Origin of the sequence: Vibrio sp. Y58_MX_L22 (assembly GCF_024181865.1) — a bacterium.
GTDB lineage: Bacteria > Pseudomonadota > Gammaproteobacteria > Enterobacterales > Vibrionaceae > Vibrio > Vibrio alginolyticus.
In genome coordinates this window covers 122650-134849 of the sequence record NZ_JAMZAN010000004.1, presented here as the reverse complement: position 1 = coordinate 134849, position 12200 = coordinate 122650, and the positions used below count along the sequence as shown (strand labels likewise).

Annotated in this window: 11 protein-coding genes; 5 read left to right on the top strand and 6 right to left on the bottom strand. The window is 42.9% G+C overall.

Going from position 1 to position 12200, the window contains the following annotated elements:
• Positions 1-138 precede the first annotated feature (138 nt).
• The 5 genes from NL626_RS11145 to NL626_RS11125 all read left to right on the top strand — a co-directional run bounded on the left by NL626_RS11145 (position 139) and on the right by NL626_RS11125 (position 5009).
• Positions 139-1470 (top strand): paraquat-inducible protein A, encoded by a 1332-nt coding sequence (locus NL626_RS11145; RefSeq protein WP_005385807.1) that lies wholly within the window; start codon positions 139-141, stop codon positions 1468-1470.
• On the top strand, positions 1463-3109 hold the full coding sequence (gene pqiB, locus NL626_RS11140; RefSeq protein WP_253657350.1) for an intermembrane transport protein PqiB: 1647 nt from the start codon (positions 1463-1465) through the stop codon (positions 3107-3109). The genes NL626_RS11145 and pqiB overlap by 8 nt, the downstream gene beginning before the upstream one ends.
• Positions 3109-3687: a membrane integrity-associated transporter subunit PqiC gene (locus NL626_RS11135; RefSeq protein WP_054574786.1), complete on the top strand. Its 579-nt coding sequence runs from the start codon at positions 3109-3111 to the stop codon at positions 3685-3687. The genes pqiB and NL626_RS11135 overlap by 1 nt, the downstream gene beginning before the upstream one ends.
• A gap of 102 nt (positions 3688-3789) precedes the next feature.
• Positions 3790-4563, top strand: a complete 774-nt coding sequence (locus NL626_RS11130) for a hypothetical protein (RefSeq protein ID WP_005385811.1) — start codon at positions 3790-3792, stop codon at positions 4561-4563.
• 206 nt (positions 4564-4769) lie between these two features.
• Positions 4770-5009, top strand: coding sequence for a hypothetical protein (locus NL626_RS11125; protein WP_253657349.1), 240 nt, complete (start codon positions 4770-4772; stop codon positions 5007-5009).
• Between the two features lie 61 nt (positions 5010-5070).
• Here the strand turns inward: NL626_RS11125 and NL626_RS11120 are convergent, their stop codons facing one another.
• The 6 genes from NL626_RS11120 to rpsA all read right to left on the bottom strand — a co-directional run bounded on the left by NL626_RS11120 (position 5071) and on the right by rpsA (position 12120).
• Positions 5071-6909 (bottom strand): extracellular solute-binding protein, encoded by a 1839-nt coding sequence (locus NL626_RS11120; protein ID WP_253657348.1) that lies wholly within the window; start codon positions 6907-6909, stop codon positions 5071-5073.
• 499 nt (positions 6910-7408) lie between these two features.
• Positions 7409-8110 carry an orotidine-5'-phosphate decarboxylase gene (pyrF, locus tag NL626_RS11115; protein WP_017821659.1) on the bottom strand — a complete coding sequence of 234 codons (702 nt, stop codon included), beginning with the start codon at positions 8108-8110 and terminating at the stop codon, positions 7409-7411.
• Between the two features lie 84 nt (positions 8111-8194).
• Positions 8195-9370 carry a lipopolysaccharide assembly protein LapB gene (gene lapB, locus NL626_RS11110; protein ID WP_005376665.1) on the bottom strand — a complete coding sequence of 392 codons (1176 nt, stop codon included), beginning with the start codon at positions 9368-9370 and terminating at the stop codon, positions 8195-8197.
• Between the two features lie 18 nt (positions 9371-9388).
• Positions 9389-9685: a LapA family protein gene (locus NL626_RS11105; RefSeq protein WP_005376663.1), complete on the bottom strand. Its 297-nt coding sequence runs from the start codon at positions 9683-9685 to the stop codon at positions 9389-9391.
• Between the two features lie 269 nt (positions 9686-9954).
• Positions 9955-10236 carry an integration host factor subunit beta gene (gene ihfB / locus NL626_RS11100; RefSeq protein WP_005385816.1) on the bottom strand — a complete coding sequence of 94 codons (282 nt, stop codon included), beginning with the start codon at positions 10234-10236 and terminating at the stop codon, positions 9955-9957.
• Positions 10237-10449: 213 nt separating this feature from the next.
• Positions 10450-12120, bottom strand: coding sequence for a 30S ribosomal protein S1 (rpsA, locus tag NL626_RS11095; protein ID WP_005385817.1), 1671 nt, complete (start codon positions 12118-12120; stop codon positions 10450-10452).
• Between the last annotated feature and the right edge of the window lie 80 nt (positions 12121-12200).

Sequence of the window (12200 nt, the reverse complement as noted above, 5' to 3'; positions counted from 1 at the left end):
AACGCGACTTCGTTTATGTCTTAGATCTCCCATATGCTCTAATGCCAAAAGTAAGAAACTCGTAAACTCCTGAATCAAAACAAGCGTGCCTAGTGAAAAAAGAGTATTCTTAAAGCAAATGAATCTAAAACCTACCCGATGAGTATTCAACCTAATTCCCGTCAGTTAATTTCATGCGAAGAGTGCGGCCTTGTTGTTCGCATTCCTGATATCGAACAGGGGCAAAAAGCACAATGTCCTCGATGTTCGCATTCGCTGACTAAAGTGAATGCCAAGCCTTACCAAAGCGTGATCGCCATATCATCGGCATGTTTGATCATGTTAGTGCTAAGCATTTCTTTCCCTTTTATGTCGTTCAGCGTGCAAGGGTTGTCGCAAGAAATCACCTTGTTGCACGCTGCCAAAATGCTGGCTGAGTTTCAAAATGTGCTTTTGGGTGTGCTGCTACTCGCAACAGTTATCGTTTTGCCTGCAATCTATGTTGGTCTCATTCTCTTTCTTCACCTTGAAGCATTAAAAGCACGTAAACATACCCCCTCTAGAAAGCAGCAACGAATGGCAAAAGTTTTATGCCGTCTTCTGTTTCGAGTCGAACCCTGGTTAATGGTGGATGTCTTTTTGATTGGCGTGTTGGTCAGCTTAATTAAAATCGCTTCACTCGCAGACATAGGAATGGGCACTTCATTCTGGGCGTTTTGTGTATATACCGTTCTGGTAGTCAAATGCATATCAATGGTCGACAAAAGCTGGCTCTGGGGGCACTTTATTCCAGCTATCGAGCTATCTGATGTAAAAGAGGGTGATACGCACCATAACCACAACCATATTGGTTGTCATACGTGTCACCAGCTCAACCCTATTGAAGCTAAAAAACACCAACACTGCATTCGTTGTAAAAGCCCTATTCACAAATACAACCCCGCAGACAACTTACAAAAAGCTTGGGCGCTTTTGTTTGCTTCAGTCATTTTCTATATCCCTGCAAACCTCTACCCTATGATGTACACCGTAAGTCTTGGACATGCAGAAGGTTCAACTATCATGGAGGGGGTAATATTGCTTTGGCATTTAGGTTCTTACCCTATTGCGATGGTAATTTTCTTTGCTAGCGTATTTATTCCAATGGCGAAAATGCTGGCACTCGCGTGGCTGTATTACAATGCGCAAAAAGCGCGATATCTTCCGCACGAAGAGAGTATTTCACGCTTAAAGATCTACCGTATAACTGAGTTTATTGGCCGTTGGTCCATGATCGATATCTTCGTCGTCGCGATCTTAGTTGCACTGGTTCAACTGCAAAACTTAATGGCGATTTATCCAGGTCCTGCTGCGCTCTCTTTCGCGGCAGTGGTCATTTTTACTATGCTTTCTGCAATGATATTTGACTCACGTTTGTTGTGGCAATTGCCACAAAACGAAGTGCAGGAGCCGATTTCTGACAACTTAAACGAGAAAGCCAAATATGAGTGATGAGAACAACGTAACCGCTCAAATAAAACCGCAAAAGCAGATTTCTGCGATATGGATTGTCCCGATCCTTGCGCTAGCCATGGGAGCGTGGATGCTGTTCCAATATATCAACAGTACAGGCCCACAAATTACTCTCCAACTGCCAACCGCAGATGGGATTGAGGTTGGCAAAACCGAAATCCGAGCATTGAATGTAAAAGTCGGACTGATTACTGAAGTCACTCTCAGTGAAAATTACGATCACATCATCGCTAAGGCACAAATGAACAAGGATGCAGAACGCATGCTGCGAGATGACACCATGTTTTGGGTGGTGAAGCCTCGTATTGGCCGTGATGGCGTTTCAGGTTTAGAGACCTTGCTCTCTGGCGCTTATATCCAACTTCAACCGGGTAAATCTAAGATAGAGAAAGAGCGCTTTACGGTCTTAGATGTTCCCCCAGTGGCCTCTCCTGATGCAGAGGGGTTACGCCTTGTGTTAACACACCGCGAGGCTGGTAAGCTAGGCGTTGGTGACCCCGTCATTTATAAAGGCTTTACGGTTGGTCGCGTAGAGAAAACCAGCTTTGATGTTGACACTCGCAAAGCGTTATACCAACTCTTTATTTTCAAGCCTTATGACAGCTTAGTGCGCACTCGTACCAAGTTCTGGCTGAATTCTGGCGTAGATTTACAGCTCAATGCTGAAGGGTTCGAAGTCAAGTTTGGCTCATTAGAGAGCATGCTAACGGGTGGTGTTACCTTCGATACCGTTCCAGGTCTTGAATCCGGTGAACAGCTCACTGAAAATATGGTCAACTTCCGCTTGTACGATGATATTAAACAACTTCGAGAAGGTATGTACGATGATTATATTGAATTCGTTATGCTTTTTGATGAATCGGTACGAGGACTTAAACGTAAGGCACCTGTCGAATATCGAGGCTTGAGAATTGGTACTGTGATGCGTGTACCAATGCGACTTCCAACCCCAGAAGAGAACTTTTCTGCGAAAAAAATCCCTGTATTGGTACGTATCGAGCTCGGCCGTGTTTATGGCGATTTCCAATCCCAATCTTTACCAATGTTAAAAGATAAATTGAAGAGTGAGTTTGCTAAAGGCCTACGTGGTACTTTAAAAACAGGTAACTTATTAACAGGGGCACTGTATGTTGACGCCGACTTCTATCCAAATGACGAGCCTTACGTACCGAGTAAGTTTGCTGATTTAGATGTTTTCCCAACCATGCGTGGTGGTTTTGCGCAGGTTCAGCGCCAAGTGAACGACTTCCTAAATAAGATTAATAACTTACCGATGGAAGAAACGCTAGATTCTCTCAATTCAACGTTAAAAACGTCTGAAAAAACGTTAGCTTCAGCAGAACGCGTGACGGACAGTATTGATAAACTTTTGAATCAAAAAGAGACGCAAGAGATCCCAACAGATATTCGCCAAAGCTTACAGCAATTACAAAAAACACTCGATGGTTATGGGCCCAACTCAACCATGTACAGCGAAATGGAAGCCACGCTAAAAGAATTAGAAAGCGTGATGACAGAGTTTAAACCCGTACTTAAACAGCTAAACGAAAAGCCAAACTCTCTTGTGTTTGGAGAAGATGAAATCAGTGACCCAATACCAGTTAAAGGCCAAAACTAATGAAACGAGTATTCTTTCTGTCTATCGCGCTATTTGTCGGTCTAACGGGTTGCAGTAGCGCTCCGCAAACTAAAGGAGCTATGTACCTTCTACCTAAGGCGGAACCAGTGACGCTGAGCTCTTCTGATATCGCTCAGCGCCCAACTTTAGTTGTTCGTCCAGTGACATTGGCGAGTTATTTGAATGATAATGGCATTGTTTATCGAACCTCTGAGACCCAAGTTATTCAGGCGAAACACAATCAATGGGCGCACAGTATTTCTGAGCAAATCACTCAGAGAGTCGTCGCGGAGCTGCGTCACAAGCAAAGTCATTACTGGCCGGCTGAAATGAATAATCTGCTGGATCAAAGCGGTGAAGCCAAACTCCAGCTTACGTTAAATAAATTTAATGGCAGCTACAAAGGTAATATCGAAATTGAGGGGGAATGGTTACTCATTAATGCCGAAGGTAAGGTAGAAAACAGCGCGCCAATACAAATCTCACAGCCGCTTCAAGATGAGGGCTATGAAGCGCTCGTCAACGCTTTATCCATAGGCTTAGAAAGCCTAACCTCAGACATTGCCAAACAACTCTAAGTCAATGTTAATTACAGGGAAGCAAGTTGCTTCCCTTTTTTATGCAGAGTGTAGCGACTTCTACTAAGCTGAAAGCTGACGAAAAGCCGAAAAGGAAATTGGATGAAACCATGTAACCTGCTATCACTCTCCTCACTCATTCTTGTATTACCTACATCAGTAGCGCTCTCAGCCGAGACACAAGAATCTCGTTGGCGAAATAGCATAGAAGTGTACATGCTAGGACTGAATATCCACGGGGATACCAGTATTGGTCGCTTTTCATCAGAGGTGGATGTCGATCCTAAGTTCATCGTAGACCACCTCGATATTGGGGCGATGTTGCGATTCGAGAGTATTTACCAAAGTAAGTGGGGCTACTACATAGATTATAGTTTCATGAACTTAAGTGGTGATGTTAATAATATCAAGGGCGCTCTGCCTAACGCTCGTTATCGTGCGGACATCGAAATACGGCAAGGTGTTCTAGAAGCAAAGGCATTCCAACGCGAACAATATTCATTTGGTAAACTGGATTATATGTTTGGATTACGTTGGTGGGACAATGACATCACCGGCAAGCTGTATCGTAATGATAACCGGGTACTAGAAGATAGACTGTCATTACAAGAAGATTGGGTCGATTTTTTAGTTGGCTTGCGACTCATTGATGAATTGAGCGAAAACTGGCGATTTCATGCCAGCATCGACGCCGGACTTGGCAACGATACTCACTTCACTTATGCCATTCAAACTGGTGTTCGTTATCGTTTTAACGAATGGTCTGATCTCAACTTAGCTTACAAGTCGACCTGGGTTGATTACAAAAATGAGGGAGTATTTGAATATGATACAGCTTCTCAAGGACTTTTAGTCGGACTTGGCTTTTACTTTTGATCAGGTGAAATCCTAGCCTATATTCAAGCGTTGTAACGTGTACTAGCTCTAGGTACACGTCTAGTGCCACGTTACAGATGCTTAAATAAGGCAAATTGATCTTCATCAGACTATAAATTGCTCTTCGGTGCTACTCTCTGTCACAAAATATAAAACCCCACTCTATGACCTCATATAGGTCTTGTTGATAAGGTTCCCGAGTAGCAATGTCGATTAACATTTCCGATTTAACCACCGCCCTAAATAAGGTGGAGCATATTCATAAAGTGCAGCTTGAAAACGTACATCAGTTCTTCAAAGCAAACGAAGATTTCTCGTTACAAACATTCAGCCAGCTGATATCAAGCGACTCGCTTGATGATCGATTTAAAACCATCGATAGAGCGTTCTCTTTGCTTGGTGATGCAAAAACCTACCTTTTAGAAGTGTCTTACCTTATTAAGTAAAAAAAGAAAGCCCCGATAAAATTCATTACCGGGGCTATCATTTTCTATCTAAACTACTGATTTACAATTTGTAACGATCATCAATTACCGTTAATTCTGGGAAGGTTTTACCCTCGTCCATCGCTTCCTCTGTCTCTTCTTTTACTTGGTTATCAATCCAGAAATTACCGATATCCATTGGATGAAGCACCCATTCTGTCGCTTTTGTCATGCCGTTTTTAGGAATTTTAACCCAGCGCCAATGAGCAACTCGAGAATAAGGCACCATGTAGCCAGGAACGATGATGTTCGCTTTGCTGACATAGTTTTGGATTTGATGCGACAAGTCGTAACGCTTCTCCTGATCAAACTCAGAATCATACGCTTCAATTAACTTGTCTAGCTCAGGGCTGCTGTAGTTGGTGTGAGCATTCGTTTGTGGTCGATTTGCATTATCCGAGTGTAGGTATTCCCAATACGCAGGGATCTCACCAGAGCCCATATTCAAAAACGCTAGCTGATGCTTTTTCTCAAGAATGTATTTAAACGCAGATGAGCCATCCACCAAGTTTAACGTGAACTCAAGACCAGCAAGTTTCGCTTGCTCTTTCAGGTATGCAATACGCGGTGTCCAAGAGTTGTATCCATAGGTGATAGCAAAGCTCAAGTGTTGGCCCTTGTCGTTAATACGAATACCATCTGCGCCCACTTTGTCAAAGCCCGCTTTTTCGAAGTGTTTAACCGCCGCATCAGCATCAAACTTTGGCGGTGTATTGTTAGGATCATCGTATTCGCCATGACCAAAGCCGAGTCCATGCGGTTTACGTGAATAATCTCCACGCATGATGTTTTCAATCATGCCGTCATAGTCAGTGGCTGCCATAACACCTTTACGCACTTCTAGGTTATCCAACATCGGCATCGCTGTGTTCATCCAAAGACCACCAGCTCCTTGCGGTGCTTCGTTAAAGCCCCAGTACTTTTGGATATAGCCTTTTTTGTACACATCACTATTGGTTTTGTCATGCCAAAAGCTTGGTAGCACCATCTCAAAGTAGTCTAAGTTGCCTTTCTCAAAGTGCTTCATGGCAATATCAGGATCGCGAATCACCTTAATGCGAACCTTTTCAACGTTATAACGGTTTTTATAGTAGCGGTTGTTGTATCCCCACCAATCTTCACCGACATGTTTGAATGTCACGCTCTTACCTTTCTTCACTTGATCAATGTAGTAAGGCGCTGCGGTTGGCTCAGATTTAAAGTTAAACTTTCTGACGAAGTTATCAGGCATGCCATCGTTATTTGCGTCCTTTTCTCCTTCAAAGAAGTGTTCAGGACGAGGCTGAAAACCATTACTTGGCATGTTAATCATAACCATAAGTGAGTCATGACTTTGAGCTACAGCAAGATTGACTTTGATCGTGTAGTCATCAATTTTTTCAACACTCACAATACTGTTTGTGAAGAAGTCGTTATACCACGGGTCGATAATGTCTTTTGACGTGTAGTACTTCATCATAAAGACGTAATCATCTGATGTAATTTTTTCACCATCTGACCACTCGGCCGTTTCGTCGAGTTTAAAGAATACGGTTTTGTTGTCTTCTCCAAATGCCCATGACTTAGCAAGTTGAGGGATCCATTTGCCAGTATTTGGATGACGCTGAGCCAGTTTTGGTGAACCATCCATTAAGTATTGGCGCAAACCTGAGTTCGCATCTGGACCAACACTTCGTAATGTTTGCGGAAAGCTCTGAATGTAAGTGCGATAGGTGCCACCTCGTACCGCCTCTTCAGAGGCAAATAGAGGTTCGTTGTTGTTTGAAATCCATTCGATATCAGCTGGCAATTCTGCCGCACTCAGTTGAAAACTGGCAGCGGTCAGTGTTGCTAGTACTGAAAATGGCAGTTTTTTAGTCATGTTTCTTCCTTGTTGTGTTTGCGCACTAAGGTCGTAACAAGGAAGACAGCGTGTGAAAGCTCACAGAAAGCTGCGATTTAAAATACGCAGATAGGAAATAATAGGAACGTAATATGAAGTGACGTCCTGCCAGCTTCTATATTAATTTCAAAGAGTTTCACTAGGTCATCCTAGACCTTACAACGCAGTGAATGCATCTTCGCCATAGTATTCTTTAGACATTTGTAACGCAAGCCATCAATAACACATGGTTGCATTTTCGAGGCATCACAGTGAGTTATGTTACAAAAGTGTGATCGGCATAGTACCAAGCCCTACTTTACTCAGAATAAACCGCAGAACCTTTATCTCAATTGGCCCCGATATACCAGTTACAGCGAGTAAATGATCAGACATAGCTGGTTAAAAGGAATGGTTTTTTACCGCGATTAGTATTTTCATTCGATGTAAAAAGTGAGGCATCTTAGCCTCACTTTTCTCCATACAATCGAGACAGTGCTTACATTTTAGATAAGCTCTCATTGATCGACTTCAGCACTTCTGCAGGATTTGACGCTTGAGTGATAGGGCGACCAATCACAAGATAATCTGAACCTGATTGGATAGCGTCTACTGGTGTCATGATACGGCGTTGGTCACCTTGTTCTGAGCCAGCAGGTCGAATACCAGGGGTCACTAATTTAAATTCTTGGCCTAGTTCGCTCTTCAGTAATGAGGACTCTTGCGCTGAACATACGACACCATCTAAGCCTGCGTTTTTGGTCAAGGTTGCTAGACGAATAACTTGCTCCTGAGGCGCAACATTCAAACCAATACCAGCTAAATCACTTTGTTCCATACTGGTTAGTACCGTTACACCGATAAGAAGTGGACGATCTTTACCATATGGTTCAAGAATTTCACGTGATGCCGTCATCATACGCTCACCACCGCTCGCGTGTACGTTCACCATCCATACACCCATTTCAGCCGCAGCGCGAACTGCTTTCGAGCAGGTGTTTGGAATATCGTGAAATTTTAAATCTAGGAATACAGAGAAACCACGTTTATGGAGTTCACGTACAAAATCAGGACCAAATAGCGTAAACATCTCCTTGCCAACTTTTAGTCGGCATGACGCAGGATCAATTCTATCTACAAACGCAAGTGCATCTGCTTGGTTATCATAATCCAGTGCGACAATAACTTTTTGGTCGATCATTTCATCTCCTAACTGTTTTGGTTCTTATTCAATAAAAAGTTAAAAAAATGCAGCGGACAGAAACTCTGCCAGCTGCATTAAGAATTATTCACCATCCAATCCGCGGATTGGCTTGATCGTCCCCCATCCTTTACAGGACGGACAATGCCAATAAAGGGAATGGGTAGAAAATCCACACTTCCGGCATCGGTAATGCGGTTTCACTTTTAACTGTTCACCCACCATCGCTTGTAGTGTTGATAGGCTGTCTTTCGCTCGACCATCTTCTGCTTCTGCAATGTGGTAGTCAATTAAACGGTAGAAGCCCTTCATGGTTGGGTTTTTCAGCAATTGTTTCGTCAGTAACTCTTGAGCAGCCCCAACGTTCTCGTGATGAGCAACTAATTGAGCCAACATCAACTCGGCTGATACGCCTGCTTTCTTATCAATACAAGCTCTCAGAAACTCGACAAGTTCATCTTCCTGACCCAGATGATGATAGCATTCTGCAATAGTTGGCAAGACATCACTGATAAAGTCTTTATCTTGCTCAAGTACCCCCGTCAGATATTTGATGGTGTGCTTATAGTCTTCAGACTCTAGGTAAATTCGTCCCAAAGCAATACTTGCTCGAACACACTTCGGGTCTTCCGCTAACGCTTTTTTAAAATGCTGTATTGCCTTATTAGTATTCCCATCAGCTTGGTCGAGCATGGCTATTTCACACCAAAAATGGGCAATATTTGCACGCATCCTTGAGCGTTTATTACCTAACTTAGCCAATTGGTTCGCGTAATAAATCGCCTTTTCCCATTCTCGTGTTTGCTGATAAATGGTCACTAATTGTTGAAGAGCCGCCTCTTTGTAATCTGGCTCTTCGACTAACTGTTCGAAGATTTTCTCTGCACGATCAAGAAAACCTGAGACCATGTAGTCTTTCGCTAACTGTTGAAGGGCGAGGTTCTTTTGGTCCAGTGTTAAGCCTGAACGAGAAATAAGATTTTGGTGAATTCTGATTGCGCGGTCGACTTCACCACGAGACCGGAACAGGTTACCCAACGCAAGGTGAGTATCGATGGTCTCGTTATCAACTTGGAGCAATTCAATAAAGTGATCGACAGCCTTATCTGATTGGTCAGAGAGCAGCAGATTAAGACCCGTCATATACTGACGAGAGATTTGATGAGATTGCTTCTGCTTGTCTTGCTGAGCGCTGCGATGCCCCATATACCAGCCATACGCAGCAGCTATAGGCAACAACAAGAAGAGTAGTTCAAGCATTAAAGTTAAGCCTTATCCTTATGCCTGTTTTTCAATGGCTGGCTTATCAGCAGCGTTGTTTGATTCAGTTGGTTCGTACTTTTTCAGTTTTTTCTTTAAACGACGGACCTGTAGCTGAGTTTTCAGTTGGATGCTACCAAAGATAACCCACGCTAAAGCAAAGCCAACCACAAATACTACACCTAATAGCGTAGATAAGTGGAACTCTCCTTTTGCTAGAAGATAGTTAAAAGTCACGAGCTCTTGGTTTTGGGAACCTAACGCCAATGCAATTAAAAAGAGAGCTAAAACAGCAACGATTTTTATAATTTTCATGTTACATCACCCTTCTAGGAGTAAGTCGGTAAGATTATGCAGGAAAATGCTTCTTCAGACTACGTATATTAGCAATAATCTATACCCAAGTAACCTCAAGATGCTTAGTTTGTAGACATGCTTAGAAGTTAAAGTTATTTGGGTATAGAAAACAGCTGAATCCACAATTAGATTAGTAAACGATCTTGGATGTATGACTAACTTGGATACATTACAAAAAAGCGGCATACACAAACGTATGCCGCTTTTTTCAAACTAATAAGAGTGCATTAACCAATATTTACACGCTCACGAAGTTCTTTACCAGGTTTGAAATGTGGAACGTATTTACCTTCCAATTCCACTTTATCGCCCGTTTTAGGGTTACGACCTACGCGAGGCTCGCGGTAATGAAGAGAAAAACTACCAAAGCCACGGATCTCGATACGGTCACCGCTCTCTAGTGTAGAGGCCATGTGCTCTAAAATATCTTTTACAGCATCCTCTACCTCTTTCGCTGATAAGTGTGTTTGCTCAGCGCAGAGTCTTTCAATCAGTTCAGACTTAGTCATAGTTGCCCTCTTTGAGTATCTTTATCACTTATTATAGTAAGTAATACTAATTCCAACAAACACTTGCTGACAATTCTAGACAAATTTTATGCAAAATGCGCAATGAAGAAATGCCTTTTATTAAGATAGTTTACTGTCATTAGTATTACTACTTAAATATGACCAAATATAAAAAAGGAGCCTTGCGGCTCCTTTTTTGCTTAAGCGAGTATATTATTCGCCTTTAGCAGCTTTGAAAGCGTCAGCCATTGCGTTACCGAATGCATTGTCATCTTGCTTGTTGATAGATGCCATTGCTTCTTGCTCGTCAGCTTCGTCTTTAGCTTTGATAGATAGGTTGATTACGCGGTTCTTACGGTCTACACCTGTGAACTTCGCTTCAACAACATCACCAGCGCTTAGGATTAGAGAAGCATCTTCTACGCGATCGCGTGATACTTCAGAAGCACGGATGTAACCTTCAACGCCTTCTGCGATTTCAACAGTAGCGCCTTTAGCGTCAACAGCAGTTACAGTAGCGTTAACTAGAACACCTTTCTTGTTGTCAGCAACGTAAGCATTGAATGGGTCATTTTCCATTTGCTTGATGCCTAGAGAGATGCGCTCACGCTCAGCGTCTACTGCTAGAACAACTGCAGAGATCTCGTCGCCTTTCTTGTACTCACGTACAGCTTCTTCGCCAGCAACATTCCAAGAAATGTCAGATAGGTGAACTAGACCGTCGATGCCGCCTTCTAGACCGATGAAGATACCGAAGTCAGTGATAGACTTGATCTTACCAGTAACTTTGTCGCCTTTAGCTTGTGCTTCAGCGAATGACTGCCATGGGTTAGCTTTACACTGTTTCAGACCTAGAGAGATACGACGACGTTCTTCGTCGATTTCAAGAACCATAACCTCAACTTCGTCGCCAACATTAACAACTTTAGAAGGGTGGATGTTCTTGTTAGTCCAATCCATTTCTGAAACGTGAACTAGACCTTCAACGCCTTCTTCGATTTCAACGAAGCAGCCGTAGTCAGTTAGGTTAGTTACGCGACCAGTTAGTTTGTGACCTTCTGGGTAACGCTTAGCGATTGCTACCCATGGATCTTCGCCTAGTTGCTTAAGACCTAGTGATACGCGAGTACGCTCACGGTCGAACTTAAGAACTTTAACTTGGATCTCGTCACCAACGTTAACGATTTCAGATGGGTGCTTAACGCGCTTCCAAGCCATATCAGTGATATGTAGAAGACCGTCAACGCCACCTAGGTCAACGAACGCACCGTAGTCAGTAAGGTTCTTAACGATACCTTTAACTTCAGAACCTTCTTGTAGAGTTTCTAGAAGCTCGTCACGCTCAACGCTGTTCTCTGATTCGATAACTGCACGACGTGAAACAACTACGTTGTTACGTTTTTGGTCAAGTTTGATAACTTTGAACTCTAGCTCTTTGTTTTCTAGGTGAGCAGTGTCGCGGATTGGACGTACGTCTACTAGAGAGCCAGGAAGGAAAGCACGGATACCGTTTAGTTCAACAGTGAAACCGCCTTTAACTTTACCGTTGATGATACCAACAACAGTTTCAGCTTCTTCGTAAGCTTTCTCAAGTACGATCCAAGCTTCGTGACGCTTAGCTTTCTCACGAGAAAGTTGAGTTTCACCGAAACCATCTTCAACAGCGTCTAGAGCTACGTCTACTTCAGCGCCAACTTCTACTTCAAGTTCGCCAGCAGCGTTCTTGAACTGTTCAGCAGGGATAGCAGATTCAGACTTAAGACCAGCGTCAACAAGAACGAAACCGTTCTCGATAGCTACTACAGTACCTTTAACGATGCTGCCTTGTTGGAATTCTGTTTCGTTTAGAAACTCTTCAAAGAGTTGAGCAAAAGATTCAGTCATTTAATTAATCTTCAATAAATTAAACTTCCACGGGTATCCTACCGCATGGGGTTATTAAATTCGCCAGTCATCATCCTTGC